The organism is Marinobacter sp. (genome assembly GCF_041687235.1).
Taxonomy (GTDB): Bacteria; Pseudomonadota; Gammaproteobacteria; order Pseudomonadales; family Oleiphilaceae; genus Marinobacter.
The window spans coordinates 94627-113556 of the sequence record NZ_JAWLCH010000012.1 but is presented as its reverse complement, the minus strand read 5'-3'; the positions used below and the strand labels follow the sequence as shown (position 1 = coordinate 113556).

Here is an 18930-nt window from a genome sequence, read left to right as displayed (position 1 = left end):
CATGACCCGCTTCGACTGCATGATCGGAAGCTCCGCCGGCATGCGTCAGGCCATCGCCCAGGCCAGTCACCACTGCCGTCACCGCAGCGCCTTCGGCGCTCGACTGATCGATCAGCCGCTGATGCAGAACGTCCTGGCCGACCTGGCTCTGGAAAGCGAAGCCGCATTGGCCTACACCATGCGTATTGCCCGCGCGCTGGACAACCAGGACAAGGAACACGAACGTCTCCTGGCCCGCCTGGCCACCCCGGTCGGCAAATACTGGATCTGCAAACGCACGCCGAACCATGCCTACGAGGCTATGGAATGCATCGGCGGCAGCGGCGTCATGGAAGACTGCATCATGCCCCGGCTGTTCCGGGAATCCCCGGTTAACGCCATCTGGGAAGGCAGCGGCAACGTCCAGTGCCTGGACACCCTGCGCGCCCTGCAAAAAGAGCCGGAAACCCTCGACGCCTTCTTCAGGGAAGCCGCCGAAGCCAAAGGCGCCGACCGCCGCTTCGACCAGTTCCTGGCTCAGCTGCAACACGACTTCGCCGACATCAGCGATTTCCAGTACCGCGCCCGCAACCTGGTCGATCGCATGGCCCTGGCCCTGCAGGGCTCTCTGCTGCTCCGCCATTCGGATGCCGCCGTCGCCGACGCCTTCTGCGCCTCCCGACTGCAATCCAGTGGCGGCATGAACTACGGTAACCTGCCCTCGGGCACCGATCCGGCAGCCATTATCAAACGGGCAACGCCTGTAGTAGGCTAAAGGGTTGCTGTTATCCAGATCTGTCGGATTACGCCTTTGGCTAATCCGACCTACGGTTAACTTTTACCCGGACAGTAGGTCGGATTAGGCGAAGCCGTAATCCGACATCTTTTCGGCCCATTTAAACCCTGGCGAACCAGACATGTCAGAAGCCCTGAGAAAACTCCTGAGGGAAGGTCAAAAGCCCCAGCAGCCGGTGATCACGCCCCACGTAGGCGTCCTGACCCTGCACTTCCAGCTCTACGGCTGCGACGACCTCAAAGCCAAGCGTAAAGTCTTCACCGCCCTGAAAGCCCTCTGGGGCAAAGAACCCGACCTGGCCGTTGCCGAAACCGCCGACCAGGACGCCCTTGACTGCGCCACCTGGACCATCGCAGCCCTGGGTACCTCCTCCCAGCAGATTACCCAACGGCTGGACCAGATTGAAAAAGCCATCGAAGAACGGGTAGATGCTGCCATACTGGATAGCCACCGGGAAATACTCTGACCAAATAACCCGGCCAGGGGGCGTGTGGCGTAACCTGTCGCCAGGCCGTATACTACGCCCCCTCAGGGATGCCAGTGCACCTGCCAGGGGCAGGTGACCAGAAACCAATGCCGGACATGAATGCCGGCCGTATCCGCAGGGCATCCGGAACCGGCCCTTCGGATGACCACTGAGTGTGAGTGGCGCCTATGACCGGAAAGAAAAAATCCGCACAGGCCTCGGTAGAGGCCATGTATCGCGTATTCACGGTGCCCGAGGCGCCGGAATCCACGCTGAGCCGGATTGACCAGAACATCTCCCGCAACCTTGCAGGTTTCCTGCAGGAGCATATCGTTGCGGTTGAACGGGATCTCTCGGATGTGGAGAAAGACTTCTCCGACTACAGCATCCCGGAGAAGCCCGTCTTCGTGTCTGAACAGGCCCAGTTCCTGCTCGACAAACTGGTGGCCAACTCCGTTCACACCGCCTCGCCAGCCTTTATCGGGCACATGACCTCAGCGCTGCCCTATTTCATGCTGCCGCTGTCGAAGATCATGATTGCCCTCAACCAGAACCTGGTGAAAACCGAAACCTCCAAGGCCTTTACCCCCATGGAGCGCCAGGTACTGGGAATGATTCACCGCCTGGTATACCAGGAAGACGGCGCCTTCTACCGCAAGTGGATGCACGACCCCCGTTACGCGCTGGGTGCCATGTGCTCCGGCGGCACAGTCGCTAACCTGACCGCCCTCTGGGTCGCCCGCAACCGGGCGTTCCCGGCTGAAGGCAGCTTCCGTGGCCTGCACCAGGAGGGCCTGTTCCGTGCCCTGAAATACTACGGCTACGAAGGAGCGGCCATCGTTGTCTCCCGCCGGGGCCACTACTCCCTGCGCAAGGCCGCCGACGTGCTCGGCCTGGGCCGGGAATCCCTGATTCCGGTGGATACCGACGATGAAAACCGCATCAACACCGACGCCCTGCGGGACAAGTGCCTGGAACTTCAGCGCCAGAAGATCAAGGTCATGGCCATCTGCGGAGTCGCCGGCACCACCGAAACCGGCAACGTCGACCCGCTGGATGCCATGGCCGACATCGCCCGGGAATTCGGCGCCCACTTCCATGTGGACGCGGCCTGGGGCGGGCCGACCCTGTTCTCCCGCACCTACAAGCACCTGTTGCGCGGCGTCGAGAAGGCCGACTCCGTCACCTTCGACGCCCACAAACAGCTCTACGTACCCATGGGCGTGGGCCTCGTGGTATTCCGCGACCCAAGCCTGGCCAGCGCCGTTGAACACCACGCCCAGTACATCATCCGTAAGGGCTCCCGGGACCTTGGCAGCACCACCCTCGAGGGCTCGCGGCCCGGCATGTCCATGCTGATCCACTCCGGCCTGAAAATCCTGGCCCGGGAAGGCTACGAGATCCTGATCGACCAGGGCATCGACAAGGCCAAGACCTTCGCGGACATGATCGAAGCAGAACCGGATTTCGAACTGGTCACAAAACCGGAACTGAACATCCTCACCTACCGCTACTGCCCGGAAAACGTCCAGGAAGCCCTGGCATGCGCCGATCCACTGCAGGCGGAAAAGCTCAACACCTGCCTGAACCGGATCACCAAGTTCATCCAAAAGACCCAACGGGAACGGGGCAAGGCGTTCGTGTCACGGACCCGACTTGAGCCGGCCCGTTACTACAACTTCCCGTGCATCGTTTTCCGGGTGGTACTGGCCAACCCGCTGACCACCAAAGAAATCCTGGCCGACATTCTTTCGGAACAGAGAGAGTTATCACAGGACGAAGGGATCGAGGATGAGATCAGCATTCTCCATCAGATGGCAGATGCTGTATTAAAACAGGCGCAGCCAAACGCCAGACAGGCTTAAAAACGGCGGCAAACACTGGAGCCTGAAGAGCCGGCTGGCGGGACGTTTCAAAAACTGTGCGGAGCCAGGGATGGCGGAGCCAAGCGTACAGGGACGTATTCACAGCGTGTTTTTGAAACGTCCCGCCAGCCGGCTCCTCTCCCCAGGTTTCAGGCCAAGAGCCTGGAGTAGATCAGTAAAGCGCCTCTTCATCATCCAGAACATCGTGGATGATATCCAGAAACATCTTGTCCGCCTCGCTCCAGTTCTCCGGAATCCGGATATTGGTGCTGGCACTGATCTCCCGTGCAATCAACTCCTCGGCGTTCGGCTGACCGCGATGCTTGCGAGCGATCTCCATGGATTTAACGGCAATGGTCGGATCGCTCAGAACCTTCTTGATAAAGGTCCTCAGCTCATCAATCATCTTCGCCTGACGGCTTTCAACGGATGAACTCATACTTCACTCCATGGACAAATAGGCTTGAGGGGTGAGACACCCCTTTTGACAGATAGTATGACCAAACTCGGTTTATACAACCAGCCCGGTCAGATCAACAAGCCCCGGAGCGTAAAGAACAGGATCGCCGCCATCATGGCTGAGGCCGGAACCGTAATAATCCAGGCTGCCGCAATGCGTACCAGGTGCGAACGCTTGACCATTTCTTCCCGGTAAATCTTCTTCAGGCGCTTGCGCTCGGACTTGGACAGGGGCACCTGCTTTTTCTTCTTGGCCTGCTTGAGCAGGTTCTCCATCTCCTCCACCGAGGCATTACGGAAATCATCCAGGAAGGGTTTGAGACGCTCCTGCTCGGCGGGATCATGGTGCTCCATAATCTTGTGCAGCTGGGTCGCATAGTTGGACTTCAGGTACTCCCGGAGGAAGCCAACGCCGAACACACCACCGATGGCAATATGGGTGGAACTGACCGGCAGACCCAGCTGTGACGCAAGGATAACGGTGAGTGCCGCTGAAAGGGCAATACAGAAGGCTCGTGTTTTGTCGAGCTCGGTGATTTCGCTGCCGACCGTCTTGATCAGGCGCGGACCAAACAGCATCAGACCAACAGCCAGACCCAGGGCACCCACCATCATCACCCACATGGGAATACTCGCCGAAGTCACAACCGAACTGCCTGCAGCCAGAGCATCGTTTATCGCTGCCAGCGGACCAATGGCGTTGGCAACGTCATTGGCACCGTGGGCAAAACTCAGCAGCGCGGCCGCAAAGATCAACGGCCAGGTGAACAGGGTATTCACGCCCGCCGAGCTGTTCTCCATGGTCGATGCCATCCGACCCACCAGGGTACGCATGATAAAGAAGACCACGGCAGCTGCGGCAAGACCGATCAGCGTCGCTTCAAGAAAGTCGACTTTGACGATTTTCTTAACGCCCTTGATCATCAGATAGGTGCCGAAGGCCCAGGCCATGATCGCCACCAGCCAGGGAACAAAGGTCCTGGCCGCCGGGATGACCTCTTTCCGATAGAGCACAGTCTTCTTGATCGCAAACAGGAACAGGGCTGCCAGAGCACCGCCGAGAACCGGCGAAATCACCCAACTGGCGGCAATCTTGCCCATCACCGCCCAATCAGCAATACCCCAGCCACCGGCGGCAATACCGGCGCCAAGAACACCACCGACGATGGAGTGGGTGGTGGAGACAGGCGCGCCCATCCAGGTGGCCAGATTCAGCCAGAGCGCACCCGCCAGCAAGGCGGCGGTCATCAGCCAGACGAAAGCCCGTCCGTCCTCCAGATTGGAGGGGTCAATGATGCCGCCCTTGATGGTGGAAACCACATCACCACCGGCAATGATCGCGCCGCCGGCCTCAAATATGGCCGCAATAACGACGGCCGCGCCCAAGGACAGCGCCCCGGAACCCACTGCAGGTCCGACATTGTTGGCAACATCATTGGCACCGATGTTGATCGCCATATAACCGCCAATGACTGCAGCCGCCATTAGCAACATACTGTTGGGCATTCCCTGGCTGAATGATCCGACAGTCAGCCAGACGCCAAGTAGAAAAAGCAGGCTGATGCCGACCCTGTATCGTTCCGTGGTAGGGCTGCTGAGTAGGGTATCCAGGAATCCGCTCGAACGGGCCATAACAGATCAGATCTCGTTTAGTCTGTGAGGATTGGGGGCGAGCTTTGCCGCGGGGCAACTATAATTTTTTTGACATAAAAGTGAAATACAACTGTCACAATCCAAACAGGGTAAACACATCACAGACGGGAGTGCAAAAACGCACTAAATTGACCCACAGTTCGGGATACAAGCGTCAGAATTACAAAAACAGCGACATAAGGTTCCAATGCCTCACTCAACTTCCTCCGGACAGCTCGCTGCCGGTGAACGGGAAGACGCCCAGGTCTCACGGCTGCTTAGCTGGCTCTCTGCAACTGCCATTGCTTTTCTGGTCGGTATTGGCGCCAAGGCCTGGTTCGCAGACCACACCACTCATGCCTGGGTACTCTGGTCTTTTATCGGGCTGATCACCCTGAACATGCTGTACTTTGCCAGCACCGGCAACCGCGCCCGACAGAAAGCCGGAATGATTGTGGTGGTCGGCCTGCTGTTCACCTACCTGATTGCCTCCGGTGGCGAGAACAACACCGGGCCACTCTGGTTCTATGTCTTTCCGCCGCTCCTGTTCTACCTCACCGACCTGAAAACCGGCACAGCAGTCCTGCTTTTCTGTTATCTGATTGCGGTGTTGGTGTTCCAGTTTCCCGGCTTGCCTCTGGTCTCGGCGCAATACAGCATGGACTTCAAAATCCGGTTCTTCGCCACGCTCACCTTTGAATCCATTTTCTGCTTTGTGCTTGAGGCCAGTCGCCTGAAAGCACGCAACGAACTTCTGGCCCTTGCCGAAGCCCATGAGCACGCCGCGCGAACCGACGAACTGACCGGGTTGTCCAACCGCCGGGACATGCAAAACCGTCTGGCCATGGAATTTTCCCGTTACCAGCGCTCCGGCCATCACTTCTCCGTTGCCCTGATTGATCTGGACCTGTTCAAGCAGATCAACGACCGGTTCGGACACGATGCCGGCGACGAGGTCCTGAAGGAGTTCGCTGGTTTGATGCAAACCGTCATCCGGCAGACCGATGTGGCGGCCCGGTGGGGCGGCGAGGAGTTTCTGGTGCTGCTGCCGGACACCTCCCTGCTACAGGCTCTGACACTGGCTGAAAGGCTGCGGTCCGAGGTAGCAAGACACCCTTTCCGATTGGGAGAACAGGCACTGCCAGTAACCATCAGTGCCGGCGTCTGTTCGATTGCAAAGGCCCGCTCCCTTGATGATCTGCTTAAACAAGCTGACCTGAACCTCTACAACGCCAAGGGAGCCGGTCGCAACCGGATCGCGCCAAGGGTTCGAAGCCAGGAGACGGATTCGTTCGCTTCCCCTTCACCCTCGGCTTGAGGCCGTAAAGCACTCCCGCTATGATCGTGCGCCACCATCCGACCGTATGGTCATTCTCAGGATCAGTGAACAGGTAACCTATGACAGCAATCCGGATATTGGTAGGCAGCGTGTATGGTGGCGCGCTCCTGACAGCCAGAGCCATCAAGAAGGAACTGGAAAGCGAGGGGCACCAGATCACCGTGCTGGAAAACCCGGCACTGGAAGACATTACCTCAAGCAACGAGCCACTTCTGGTCTGCACATCCACCACCGGACAGGGTGAGCTTCCAGCCAACCTGTTGCCTTTTTATCTGGCTCTGCGAGATCAGTTGCCGCAGCAGCCGGGTCGATCCTTCGGCATCATTGTACTGGGCGACAGCTCCTACGGAGACACATTCTGCGGCGCAGGCGACCTGATGGAAGAAGCGCTTTACGAAACCTCCGCCCGCAAGATCGGAGACACGCTTCGTATTGATGCACTGGAAACCATGGAACCGGAAGCGGAAGCGATCCCCTGGGTCAGGGCATGGCTTGAACAGCTCTGATTCCCGGCTACAAAAATTTGCGAAACAGGGCCCGTCAGCGACTTGAGCCGCCAAAGGCGACACGCCATACTCCGATGGACAATGACAATAAAGCGGTACAACGTGGCATATACCTCCTGGCTTCGTTTACTGGTAACACTGTTGCTGTTATCAGGCCTCGCTGCTCCCTCCCTGGGCGCTGAGGCCTCTTATGTTCCGCAGATCGAGTATCTGCGCGTCGCTCCCGATAGCGGTCTTTCCGCCAGGGAGGCCCTGGCCTCCGACCATTGGCAAACCCTGAAGGAAGAAAGCCCCAATTTCGGCTACATCCGGGATACCGTCTGGCTCCGATTTCCGGTTTCGCATCCGGCCAGCATTAATCTGCTGGAAGTCCGGTACTCACAGCTGGACAAGCTTACCTTCCATCTGCTGGAAAACGACCGCATAGCCCGGCGCATCGTAACCGGAGATCATGTTCCTTTCGATCAGCGCCCGATACTGCACCGGCACTTCCTGTTCCCGTTTGAACAGAGTATTGCCAGCGAATACCAGATCCTGCTTGAGGTAAGCACCGAGGGTGCCATGCAGATACCGGTCAGGCTCTGGAATGCCCAGGCTTTCTTCGAACAGTCATCTACCGAAGACCAGATGCATGCGCTCTACTATGGCATCCTGATTACGGTCATTTTCTTCAACCTGTTTATCTTTGCCGCTCTCAGAGAGCCCGTTTACCTGCTCTACGTGCTGTCAACACTTGGCTATCTATTTCTGATTGGCAGCCTCAATGGTGCCACCTTCCAGTTTCTCTGGCCGAACAGCCCTGCTCTGCAGAACCAGATAATGTTGCTGACGGTGCCCTTTGCTCTTCTGTTCACGCTGGTGTTCTCCCGCTCATTCCTGAAATTGACACACACAGGCCCTTTCCTGAACCGGCTCGTGGTATTCATGATCTCACTGAATGCAGCGGTTGCCTTGATGACGTTCTTCCTGGATTACAGTACCGGTAGTCGACTAACCGTGGCCCTGGCAATACCCAGTTGCCTGCTGCTCACCGTCTTGGGGCCGGTTCAATGGTGGAAGGGGAACCCACAGGCCGGTTATTACACAGTGGCTTGGGCCGCGCTGACGTTAGGCAGTGCGATAACCGCGGCCAATAAATACGGCTTGCTACCCAACAATTTTGTCACCACCTACGGCATGCAAATCGGGTCGGCGCTGGAGGCTATTCTGCTCACCCTGGCACTGGCGGCAAGGCTGTACCAGGAACGGCAGGACAAGGTTGAAGCGCGGGAGGCAGAACTGAATGCCCTGGCTGCACGGCGAGCCGCCGAGCTGAAACTGATGGATCACGCCCTGCACAATCCCCTCACCGGCCTTCCCAACCGCAGCAGTCTCGAAATGATGCTGAATGACCTGATGATGCGCGCTCCGGAACGGCGTTATGGCGTCGCCATTATCCACCTGAACAACCTGCAGTCGGTCACCAAAACCCTGGGGCATCGCAACAGTGACCGGATTCTGGAACTGGCCTCCAAGCACTACAATGCGGTTGCCAGAGAATTGCCGGGGGCCATCCCGGTAGAACAGACTGACCAGCGCAATTTCTTTCTGGCGTCGCTGGACCCACAGACATTCGCGTTTATTGTCGATGCCGACGCGACAGGTTCGGTGCCCAGGGCCATTCTCAAGGCTCTGGAAGGCATACGTTACCCGATTGACTACCTGGGCATGCAGATCCCCCTGGACCCGAGACTGGGCGTGGCGATCTTCCCGGAGCATGGCACGGATGCCAATACCCTGATCCGCCGTGCCGTCATTGCCGAGGGATCCGAATCGGCGCGAGAGCGGGGCATTGCCTACTACAAGCCCACAAGGGACTCCTACAGCGCAGAACGTCTGACCATGGTTTCCGAGCTTCGGCATGCGCTCATGACTGACGAGCTCACACTGTTCATGCAACCGAAACAGAGCCTGAAAACGGGCCGGATTGTCGGTATGGAAGCACTGATCCGCTGGCCCGGACGGGCGAAACCGATTCGCGCCGATGAGATTGTCAGCCTTGCGGAACAGACCGGACTGATCAAGCCCCTGACGCGCTGGGTGCTCGAGCAATCCCTGGAATTGCGATCACGGCTGCTGGATCATGGCTGGCCCCTGAACATATCCATCAACATTTCGCCCAATAACCTGCGGGAACCGGACTTTCCCATCTTTGTGCAACGACTGATGAACAGTTATCACAGCCATCAGGGGGGCATCATTTTCGAGGTGACGGAAACGTCCATGATGCAGGATCCCGGCAACTCCCTGAAGGCCCTGAATTCACTGAATGCCACTGGCATTCCGGTGTCGATCGACGATTTCGGTTCCGGCTATTCCTCGCTGTCGTACATCAAGCAGTTGCCGGCCAGTGAGATCAAGATCGACCGTTCACTGGTCACCGAACTTGCGACCGAGGCGGAGGACCGGGTCATTGTCCAGACCACCATCGATATGTGCCACAGCCTGGGCTACCAGGTGGTGGCCGAAGGCGTGGAAGACCGTTTAACCGCAAATCTGCTCAGGGACATGGGCTGCGACATGATCCAGGGTTACCTGCTCACGCCGCCACTGCCCTTTGACGAACTGATCGACTGGCTGGGCCGAAATCATCAACAACCGGACCAGCGCAAGCTTGGATAAAGGCTTACGACTTCTGACGAATCAGCGCCTCTTGCGTCGTGGAGGCCACCAGCACACCCTCCTGATTGAAGAAGTTGCCGCGATTGAAACCGCGTCCAGCTGAAGCACTGGGGCTGTCCTTGTCGTACAGCAACCACTCGTCCATCCGGAAATCCCGGTGGAACCAGATGGCATGGTCCAGGCTGGCCACTTGCAGACCCTTGCTCATAAAGGTCAGTCCATGGGGATTCAGCGACGTTCCCAGAAACTGGAAATCTGAGGCGTACGTCAGCAGGCAACGGTGCAGCACGGGATCATCCGGCAGATGCCCCTGGGCTCGAAACCAACTCTGTTTATGGGGCGGGCGTTTTTCGGGCTTTAATGGATTGACCGGGTTCACGGGCCGGATCTCGATCGGACGATCACGGGTCAGAATAGGCCGCATTTTTTCCGGCACCTGGGGGGCCAGCAATTCGCCCCACTCCTGTTCCGAGCGAAGCGTTTCCGGGTCCGGTGCATCCGGCATGGTCAGTTGATGCTCAAAACCTTCCTCGGTCACCTGGAACGACATGGACCCGGTCAGGATTTCCTTGCCATCCTGGCGGGCAATCACCCGGCGCACAGAGAAACTGCCTCCGTCCCGGACCCGCTGAACTTCATAATCAATGGGCATGCTTTGATTGCCCGGACGCAGAAAGTAGGCATGCAGGGAATGGCACAGCCGCCCCTCCACGGTGCGGCTGGCCGCCATCAACGCCTGGCCCAGAACCTGCCCGCCAAACACGTTGGGGAAGCCCAGATCCTCGCTGTCACCCTGGAAATGGTCGTCACCGATGGGCGAGAGATCCAGCAAGTCCACCAGCTTCTTGGTTACCTCAAGCATGCCTGCTCCTGTGATTTCGTTAGCACACGAAGGAGTTTTCTACCGCAAGCGGGGAAATTTCGCAATGAAAAGCCGTGAAAGGCTGTGACAAAACAGCCCCGTGGAACCGGGGCTATCGAACGGAACGGGAGCGTTAGCCGTGTATCGGTGGTACTTCCCTGGACAAGGCCTGCTTCTCCATGGCAAAGCTGCCGGTTACTGCGAATCCCAGAACATCGCCGTCCGGGTTCTTGAACAAGGCCTTGACGTTGGTGCCATCCTGCTCAACCTCCCAATGGCCCTCGGCCTCAGAAGGTGGCGGGCAGACGGCCGTGGGACAACAGGGCGTTTTGATCATCACCGGCATGGTGCCATAGCTGACCTCTGTCCGCTCACCGACCAGGGTTTTTGCAAGCGCACGCGAACAGGCCATCAACGGCAACACGTAGAGCAGAACGTGCCCATCGACTTCGGCGCAATCACCGAGTGCGTAAACGTCCGGCGCAGAAGTCTCCAGGGCGCGGTTGACCACGATGCCGCGGCCCGTTTCAAGTCCGGCAGCCTGGGCCAGACCGATTCGTGGGCGCAGACCAACGGCAGATAACACCAGGTCCGCATCCAGCACTTCACCATTGGCAAGGGCCAGGCTGACGCCTTCGCCCTTCCGGTTGATTCGATCAACCACAGTACCAAGGTGAAAGCCAACGCCCAGGTTCTCCAGCTCCTGCTGGACAGCATTGGCTGCAACCTCCGGCAGCAATCCGGGCATCACCCCCTCGGAGGGCGCTATCACGTCAACGTCATAACCGCCGTTGCGGAGGTCGTTGGCAAACTCACAGCCAATCAGGCCGGCCCCCATGATCGCCACCCGTTGACCCTGGCCGAGGGCGCTCCGGAATGCACGGTAGTCCATCAGGTCGTTGATCGAGAACACATGTTCCTGGCCATCACCGTCCAGCCCCAGCCGGATAACATCGGCGCCCCAGGCCAGAACAAGCTTGCTGTAGGCAAGGCGTTCGTCACCGAGAATCAGCTCGTGGGCATCGGCATCAATGCCGGTGACCGTGGCAAAGGTGCGGATCTGGACATTCAACTGCTCAGCCATGGCGTCGGTCGCGCCCTGGGCCAGGCCATCAGCGTCCTTTCCCTTGGTGAATCCCGTGGAAAGCATAGGCTTGGAGTAGCTCACGCCGTCATCGGCAGTCACCATCAGGACAGGGGTTTCCTTATCCTGTTTACGGATTTCCCGCGCCAGTGAGTAGCCGGACAACCCGGTGCCAACAATAACGATGGGGGCCTGTTCAGTCATAACCGCGTTCCTGTATTTAACGAACCTCGGCGGGTTTTACCTGCCGTGCCGGGCAATATCAGCCGATCTCAATCATCTCGAAGTCTTCCTTGCCTACACCACAATCAGGGCAGACCCAGTCTTCCGGCACATCTTCCCACTTGGTGCCGGGCTCAATGCCATCCTCGGGCCAGCCTTCGGCTTCATCGTAAATCAGACCACAAACCACACACTGCCACTTCTTCATAGAGTTTCTCCCAATATCGTCCGGGCGCAATAGTAATTGTCAGACAATCATACACGCAAGTGTTTTATTCAGTTAACAGATACGAACCACCGTCGAATCAGGCCATCATACCCATCGCCCCGGAATTGACCAATGCCAATGCCGACGGACAATCCCGGGGTTTTCTGCCAATAGCCACAAGTACAGACCCGGACGAAAGGCACCGCCCCTCCCTTCTGCCGTCCCTCTTCGGTATAATCGCCCGTTTTACGACAGGACCGACCGATATGACCGATACCGTCGCCGAAATGAACCAGGTTATGGCCGAAGCCGATTGCCTGGTCAACGAACAGCAGGTACAGACCGCAATCGGCAACCTGGCCGACGATATTACCGACCGCCTGAAGGACAGCAACCCTCTGTTATTCTGCGTCATGAATGGCGGGCTGATCCTTACCGGGCAGCTGTTGCCCCGGCTCCGGTTTCCGGTCCAGGCCGAATACCTGCACGCCACCCGTTACCGACAGGAAACCACTGGCGGTATCCTGGAGTGGAAGCTGCAGCCAGAAGCCGACATGAATGGCCGTACCATCCTGATTGTTGATGACATTCTCGACGAAGGTACGACCCTGTGCGCCATTGCCGATTACTGTCGTGCCCATGGTGCCACTGAAGTGCTGACGGCCGTACTCGTCGACAAACAGCATGACCGCAAAGCCCGCCCTGACCTGAAGGCCGATTTCACCGGCCTGGAAGTGGAAGACCGGTTCCTGTTCGGTTATGGCATGGACTACAAAGGCTACTGGCGTAATGCGCCCGGCATCTATGCAGTCAAGGGTCTCTGACATCGACCGCTGCCTGAGTATTCCCCCGACCGACTGGTATCAATCGCTGACGGCTGCGGGCCTCCGCAATCCGGCTGTTCACGGCGCTGCCCGGTACTGGCTGCAAGTGGAGGGTTCGTTTACGCGGGCTCTGCAGAAACAATGCAGCCGGTCGTTTCATGTTGAGGTCCGCCATGAGGGCTTCGCAACGCCAACGCCGGAAGAAGCCCGGCGCCTGGCCATTCCGCACCGCCAGCATGCCTGGATACGAGAGGTCAGCCTGTGTGGTGATAACCAACCCTGGGTGTTGGCGCGTACGTTGATTCCCCTGAGCTGCCTGGAGGGTGAAGGCAGGCGGCTACTTCACCTTGGCAACCGTCCCCTGGGTGCCTACCTGTTCACCAGCCCCCACTGGCAACGGGGCCCGCTTGAAACCGGCCTCTGCAAGCCGGCCCAATCAGGGCAGCCGGAACTGGCCCGGCGCTCCCTGTTCAGTGGCCACAACAGCTCCCTGCTGGTAGGCGAATACCTGCTGCCAGCCCTTATTCAACGGCACACGCTTTAACCGGCCTCCTGCCACTGGCTATAATCCCCTGCACTTGCTGAATTCGCAGAATACCAGACGGATGCACCCCATGTTGCTTGATGCCGTGCCAGACCACGTCCAGAACCGGCTGGCGGACTATGCCAGATTGCTCAGAATTGACCGCCCGATCGGAACCCTGCTTTTACTGTGGCCCACCTACTGGGCGCTGTGGCTGGCGGGGGACGGCAGCCCCGGCATTGGCAATGTCATCATTTTCACCCTGGGCGTCTTTTTCATGCGCGCTGCCGGCTGTGCCATCAACGATTTTGCCGACCGGGACTGGGACAAACACGTCAAACGCACCAAGGATCGTCCGCTCACGGCCGGCAGGGTCAAACCCTGGGAGGCGGTGGCGTTGTTCGCCGGTCTGTGCCTGGTTTCCTTCCTGATGGTGGTTCTGTTCACCAACTCGCTAACTCTGTATCTGTCCTTCGGCGGCGCTCTGCTGGCATTCATTTACCCGTTCATGAAGCGGTATACCCACCTTCCGCAGCTGTTTCTCGGAGCTGCGTTTTCCTGGGCAATCCCCATGGCCTGGGCAGCCGAGGCCGGTGAGTTGAGCCAGCTCACCTGGCTGCTGTTCACTGCCAATGTACTCTGGACCGTCGCCTACGACACCTTTTATGCCATGGTAGACCGGGACGACGACCTGAAAGTGGGCATCAAGTCCACCGCCATCCTGTTCGGCGATGCCGATAAAGCGATCATTGGCATGCTGCAGGGCATGGTTGTTCTGATTCTGATTATGGTGGGCCACCGCGCTGAACTGGGCACCTTCTATTACCTGGGCGTAGTGGCCATGGCCTGCCTGTTCGTGTATCACCAGTATCTGGCACGGGAGCGGGAACGTGAGGGCTGCTTCAAGGCGTTTCTGAATAACAACTGGGCGGGGTTCGCGGTTTTTGCGGGCCTCGTAATTGATCTCATCATTGGCTGAACCTGTCATATACTTGTAACACTTGGGCGTTGTAATGAGGCAGCAACAAATCTAGGTCTGACACAGGTTAAAGCTCATGACTGGAAAAACTGTCCTGATCGTCGATGACGAGGCGCCTATCCGCGAGATGATCGCTGTAGCCCTCGAAATGGCGGATTATGACTATCTGGAGGCAGCGGACGCCCGGGAAGCCCATGCCCTGATTGTCGACAAACACCCGGATCTCGTGCTCCTGGACTGGATGCTGCCCGGCACCAGTGGTGTGGAGCTGGCACGCCGCCTGAAAAAAGAAGAGGCGACCGCCGACATTCCCATTATCATGCTCACTGCCAAGGTTGAGGAAGATAACAAGATACAGGGACTGGAGGTTGGTGCCGACGATTACATCACCAAGCCATTCAGCCCACGGGAGCTGGTTGCCCGCCTGAAAGCGGTACTGCGGCGCGCAACACCCCCGGGCGTGGACAGCCCGATTGAGGTGGAAGGCCTGACCCTGGACCCCGTAGGGCATAGAGTCACCACTCAGGAAGGCGCCCTCACCATGGGCCCAACCGAGTATCGGCTACTCCAGTTCTTCATGACTCACCAGGAACGGGTATATACTCGCTCCCAGCTTCTGGACCAGGTCTGGGGCGGTAACGTCTATGTTGAAGAACGGACGGTGGATGTTCATATCCGTCGCCTCCGCAAGGCGCTCGGTGATGACTATGACCACTTGATCCAGACGGTCAGAGGAACCGGTTACCGCTTTTCAACCAGAGCCGCGTAAGTAACTCCGGCCAGCTGAGCATCAGCCCCGGAATGGACACAAGGCAGTTTTTGATGCAACACAACTGGTCTCGGTACCTGCGTTACATTGTAAGTGGCCTGGTCGCCTCCACCCTGGTTGGTCTCTACTTTGGTGAGCCGGTATACGGCCTTACCTTTGGCCTGATGGTCTATCTCTGGTGGACGCTGGTTCAGGCTCGACGCCTGTACCAGTGGCTGGCCAACCCGAGCGCCACCGACGAGGCGCCTCAGAGTATCGGGCTCTGGGGCGATATCTTCGACAACCTCCATAAACTGCACCAGAATCATCTGCTCACCCAGGACCGACTAAGGGCCCAGATCAACCGGGTGCAGGAGTCCACCAACGCCATGCGCGACGGCGTGATCATGACCGACTCCCGCGGAGCCATGGAATGGTGGAACGGCTCAGCTGAATACCTGCTGGGTTTCCGGCGCAACACCGACCAGGGCCAGTACATTCACAACCTCATCCGTACGCCGGCCTTCAAGACCTACTTCGATTCCCGGGATTACCGCGAACCGCTGGAAATACATTCACCGGCCAAACCCCATATTCACCTGCAAATCCAGATCAGCCTGTTCGGCGATGATGACCGCCTGATTGTCGCCAAGGACGTGACCCGCCTTTACCAGCTGGAGCAGATGCGCCGGGACTTTGTCGGTAATGTTTCCCACGAGATGCGTACTCCGCTCACGGTCATCAGCGGTTACCTCGAAACCCTGGTGGACAACGCCGCCGACTTGCCGCCCAAGTGGCGCCGCGCCATTAACACCATGGCTGCCCAGTCATCCCGGATGGAAGCCCTGATTACTGACCTGATCCTGCTGTCACGAATCGAGACCGGGGAACAGACGGTCAACGACACACTGACAGACGTGGATCAGTTGCTGGGCCAGATTTGCCATGATGCCCGGGCGCTCAGCGGTGACAAACAGCACGAAATCAAGGTCGATATCGGTGACCACCGATTGCTGAAAGGGGATGAAAGCCAGCTGAGAAGTGCTTTCTCGAACCTGATCTTCAACGCGGTGAAATATACGCCGGCAAACGGTCAGATCACCGTGTTGTGGTCCACCAACCGGGAGGGCGCCCACCTGTCAGTGAAGGACACCGGGATCGGCATCGACCCGGTCCATATCCCTCGCCTGACCGAACGTTTCTACCGGGCCGATCCCAGCCGCCACAAGGACACCGGCGGCACTGGCCTTGGCCTGGCGATCGTCAAACACGTGCTGCTCAATCATGATGGTAACCTGGAGATTCGCAGCCGAATCGGAGAGGGCAGTGAATTCATCTGCCACTTCCCGAGAGAACGGCTGGTAGAGCGGATTCCTGAAACGTCTGAATAGGGTTCCGCCTAGCGCATACCCGCCCTGAAGCGGGCAACAAACCTGGACAGGTCCTCCAGCTTTTTCGGATCCTCATCAACAAAGCGGATGGTGACGCTGACAAAATCAGTGTCCTGGCGCTTGTCCACCGCCTGTAGCTGGTGCACGTAACCATTCAGGCGGGCCATCTGCCCCTCCCCTGTTTCGATATCCACCACAGCCTGATCGAGAATCCCCGGAAACACCTGATCCCGCTTGGCAATCACCCGGACTTCCGTCAGGTTGATATCCTTGACCACCGATTTCAGGGTGCTTTCAGCAAAGCGCACCGATGCAAGACTCATCGACCCCCGGGGCGACGCCTGCTTGGGTGTTGCGGAAGGGGCTGCCTGCGAGGGCGCTGAAGATGCCGGACTCTGGGCAGCGGGTTCCGGTTTGCGGGTCAGCAGGTTCGCAGACTCCTTGAACGCATCCGCTGGGCTGGCCATGGACTTTCCACTCCGATCCATGGCGTCTTTCAGCCTTCGCCCCATCACCTTGATGATTTTATTGCTCAAGCCCTCTGGGCTGAAAGGCTTCCCCAGATACTCGGAAACGCCTCCTTTTACCGCTTCAATAACATGATCCTTGTCGCCCCGGCTGGTGATCATAATGAACGGCACCTTTTCGTATTGAGGCTGCTGGCGCATCCACTGTAACAACTCCAGCCCGGACATCTCGGGCATTTCCCAGTCGCACAGAATCAGATCAAACGCCGTCCGGGACATCAGTGACTGGGCCCGCCGACCGTTCTGGGCATCGGTTGTCTCGATCACCGGAAAACGCTGGCGCACGGTTCGCTTGACCAGATCACGTACAAAGCTGGCGTCATCCACGACCAGCGCTTTCAGTGTTGCCATAAACTCATCCGCTCGAGACTTGGGTGCATCCACAAACTATAGAACATCAAGCGCCCATAGTGACCAGCCCGCAACAAAAAGACGACAAACGCGACACATGCCAGGGCCCATTAAGGAATTGTCACCCGCCTGTCGCCAACACAGTATTTTCCCGAACCCAAAACAGGCTAACATGGCCACAACAACCGCACTCCTTTGTTACACGAGGTTTCCTGTGACCCATCTGATTACCCGGCCAAACATTCACCGCACCCTGGCTGCCTTATCACTGTCAGCCCTGTCATTTAGTGCACAGGCTCAAAGCATTCCCATAATGACAGTCGAACAATTTGCCGAGTGCAAGCAGACACTGCAGAGCAAGGCAATCAGTGCCGGCGTCAGCGAACAGACCGCGCGGGACGTCATTGCTGGCGCCAACTACATTGAGCGAGTGATCGAGCTGGACCGACGGCAACCGGAATTTACCACCACTTTTGCGGATTACTTCAACCGCCGGGTGAATGAAACCCGCATCGCCCGTGGCCGGGAACTTCTGGAAAACCACCGAGACCTGCTCAACCGGGTGACCAGGGAAACCGGCGTACCCGCGCCCTATCTGGTGTCGTTCTGGGGCCTGGAAACCAATTTCGGCAGTTACTTTGGCAAGATGTCGGTGCCCAGTTCCCTGGCCACACTGGCCTGTGATCAGCGCCGAAGCACCTTCTTCACCGAACAGTTTATCGCCGCCCTGAAGATCATCGACGAAGGAGCCATTCCGGCGGAGCAGATGGAAGGTTCATGGGCCGGCGCCATGGGTCACGTCCAGTTCATGCCGACTGTTTTCCTGCAGCACGCCGTCGACGCTGATGGTGATGGACGCCGCGACCTCTGGAATAGCTTGCCTGATGCCATGATGTCTGCGGGCAAGTTCCTGCAGTCCATGGGCTGGGACGGCGATTACCGCTGGGGGCGCGAGGTACTCCTGCCGGACAACTTTGATTTCAGTTTGTCAGATGGTCGCCGCCTGCCACTGGAAGACTGGCGCAGGATGGGTATCACGGACGCCTTCGGTAACGCCCTGGCCCAGGAGCCAATCGATGCCGCGCTGGTAATACCCAGTGGCCATAAAGGCCCGGCATTCCTGGTTTACCGCAACTTCCGGGTAATCATGGGCTGGAACCACTCGGAATTCTACGCAATTTCAGTGGGCCATCTGGCGGACCGGATCGCTGGCGCCGGCGGTTTACAGAATCCGCCGCCGGAAGACCAACCAACTCTGTCCCGCGACCAGATTATTCAGCTGCAACAAATCCTGAACGAAAAAGGTTTTGAAAGCGGCAATCCTGACGGCATCCTGGGCTCAAATACTCGTGGAGCTATTCGCGAGTTCCAGAAATCCAGAGGTTGGATAGCAGATGGCATGCCTTCCGACACCCTTCTGGAGACACTGGCCATAACGAGTGGTGGCTGACCCAATCTGTCAGCATTTTTTACACATGACCCATCAAAAAAAGCAAGAACTGCCGTTT

Annotated in this window: 18 protein-coding genes; 12 read left to right on the top strand and 6 right to left on the bottom strand. The window is 58.1% G+C overall.

Features of this window, described 5'->3' with window-relative positions:
* The 3 genes from ACESMK_RS15620 to panP all read left to right on the top strand — a co-directional run.
* The coding region (locus ACESMK_RS15620; protein ID WP_373000797.1) for an acyl-CoA dehydrogenase family protein at positions 1-754 on the top strand (754 nt) is incomplete at its 5' end.
* Between the two features lie 142 nt (positions 755-896).
* On the top strand, positions 897-1241 hold the full coding sequence (locus tag ACESMK_RS15615) for a DUF503 domain-containing protein (RefSeq protein ID WP_373000794.1): 345 nt from the start codon (positions 897-899) through the stop codon (positions 1239-1241).
* Positions 1242-1429: 188 nt separating this feature from the next.
* Positions 1430-3106, top strand: coding sequence for a pyridoxal-dependent aspartate 1-decarboxylase PanP (panP, locus tag ACESMK_RS15610; protein WP_373000791.1), 1677 nt, complete (start codon positions 1430-1432; stop codon positions 3104-3106).
* Positions 3107-3278: 172 nt separating this feature from the next.
* Here the strand turns inward: panP and ACESMK_RS15605 are convergent, their stop codons facing one another.
* Positions 3279-3545 (bottom strand): hypothetical protein, encoded by a 267-nt coding sequence (locus ACESMK_RS15605; RefSeq protein ID WP_296934337.1) that lies wholly within the window; start codon positions 3543-3545, stop codon positions 3279-3281.
* A gap of 89 nt (positions 3546-3634) precedes the next feature.
* Positions 3635-5197, bottom strand: coding sequence for an inorganic phosphate transporter (locus ACESMK_RS15600; RefSeq protein ID WP_373000788.1), 1563 nt, complete (start codon positions 5195-5197; stop codon positions 3635-3637).
* Between the two features lie 208 nt (positions 5198-5405).
* On the opposite strand from ACESMK_RS15600, the gene ACESMK_RS15595 reads away from it, so the two are divergent.
* The 3 genes from ACESMK_RS15595 (at position 5406) to ACESMK_RS15585 (ending at position 9703) form a co-directional block, all read left to right on the top strand.
* Positions 5406-6515 carry a GGDEF domain-containing protein gene (locus tag ACESMK_RS15595; RefSeq protein WP_373000785.1) on the top strand — a complete coding sequence of 370 codons (1110 nt, stop codon included), beginning with the start codon at positions 5406-5408 and terminating at the stop codon, positions 6513-6515.
* Positions 6516-6595: 80 nt separating this feature from the next.
* Positions 6596-7042, top strand: a complete 447-nt coding sequence (locus ACESMK_RS15590; RefSeq protein WP_373000782.1) for a flavodoxin — start codon at positions 6596-6598, stop codon at positions 7040-7042.
* An 81-nt stretch (positions 7043-7123) separates the two neighbouring features.
* The gene (locus tag ACESMK_RS15585) at positions 7124-9703 is read left to right on the top strand and encodes an EAL domain-containing protein (RefSeq protein WP_373000779.1); all 2580 of its coding nucleotides are present in this window, start codon (positions 7124-7126) and stop codon (positions 9701-9703) included.
* A gap of 4 nt (positions 9704-9707) precedes the next feature.
* Here the strand turns inward: ACESMK_RS15585 and ACESMK_RS15580 are convergent, their stop codons facing one another.
* From ACESMK_RS15580 to ACESMK_RS15570, 3 genes are all read right to left on the bottom strand, one after another.
* Positions 9708-10565, bottom strand: coding sequence for an acyl-CoA thioesterase (locus tag ACESMK_RS15580; protein WP_373000776.1), 858 nt, complete (start codon positions 10563-10565; stop codon positions 9708-9710).
* Between the two features lie 133 nt (positions 10566-10698).
* Positions 10699-11853, bottom strand: coding sequence for an NAD(P)/FAD-dependent oxidoreductase (locus ACESMK_RS15575; protein WP_373000773.1), 1155 nt, complete (start codon positions 11851-11853; stop codon positions 10699-10701).
* Between the two features lie 58 nt (positions 11854-11911).
* A complete protein-coding gene (locus ACESMK_RS15570; protein WP_008173532.1) occupies positions 11912-12079 on the bottom strand; it encodes a rubredoxin in 168 nt (55 codons plus the stop codon).
* A gap of 266 nt (positions 12080-12345) precedes the next feature.
* Here ACESMK_RS15570 and ACESMK_RS15565 point away from each other — a divergent pair, with 266 nt between their 5' ends.
* The 5 genes from ACESMK_RS15565 to phoR all read left to right on the top strand — a co-directional run bounded on the left by ACESMK_RS15565 (position 12346) and on the right by phoR (position 16544).
* A complete protein-coding gene (locus tag ACESMK_RS15565) occupies positions 12346-12903 on the top strand; it encodes a hypoxanthine-guanine phosphoribosyltransferase (protein WP_373000770.1) in 558 nt (185 codons plus the stop codon).
* Positions 12884-13447, top strand: a complete 564-nt coding sequence (locus ACESMK_RS15560; protein WP_373000767.1) for a chorismate--pyruvate lyase family protein — start codon at positions 12884-12886, stop codon at positions 13445-13447. Before ACESMK_RS15565 ends, ACESMK_RS15560 begins: the two co-directional genes overlap by 20 nt.
* A 70-nt stretch (positions 13448-13517) precedes the next feature.
* Positions 13518-14405 carry a 4-hydroxybenzoate octaprenyltransferase gene (gene ubiA / locus ACESMK_RS15555; RefSeq protein ID WP_373000764.1) on the top strand — a complete coding sequence of 296 codons (888 nt, stop codon included), beginning with the start codon at positions 13518-13520 and terminating at the stop codon, positions 14403-14405.
* 76 nt (positions 14406-14481) lie between these two features.
* Complete coding sequence (phoB, locus tag ACESMK_RS15550; RefSeq protein WP_373000761.1) at positions 14482-15174, top strand: phosphate regulon transcriptional regulator PhoB; 693 nt, start codon at positions 14482-14484, stop codon at positions 15172-15174.
* Between the two features lie 53 nt (positions 15175-15227).
* Positions 15228-16544 (top strand): phosphate regulon sensor histidine kinase PhoR, encoded by a 1317-nt coding sequence (gene phoR / locus ACESMK_RS15545; RefSeq protein WP_373000758.1) that lies wholly within the window; start codon positions 15228-15230, stop codon positions 16542-16544.
* A gap of 8 nt (positions 16545-16552) precedes the next feature.
* Here phoR and ACESMK_RS15540 read toward each other — a convergent pair whose 3' ends face one another.
* The gene (locus tag ACESMK_RS15540; RefSeq protein ID WP_373000755.1) at positions 16553-17422 is read right to left on the bottom strand and encodes a response regulator; all 870 of its coding nucleotides are present in this window, start codon (positions 17420-17422) and stop codon (positions 16553-16555) included.
* Positions 17423-17735: 313 nt separating this feature from the next.
* Between ACESMK_RS15540 and ACESMK_RS15535 the strand changes: the two genes are divergently transcribed.
* The gene (locus tag ACESMK_RS15535) at positions 17736-18872 is read left to right on the top strand and encodes a lytic murein transglycosylase (RefSeq protein ID WP_373000752.1); all 1137 of its coding nucleotides are present in this window, start codon (positions 17736-17738) and stop codon (positions 18870-18872) included.
* The last annotated feature ends 58 nt before the right edge of the window (positions 18873-18930 follow it).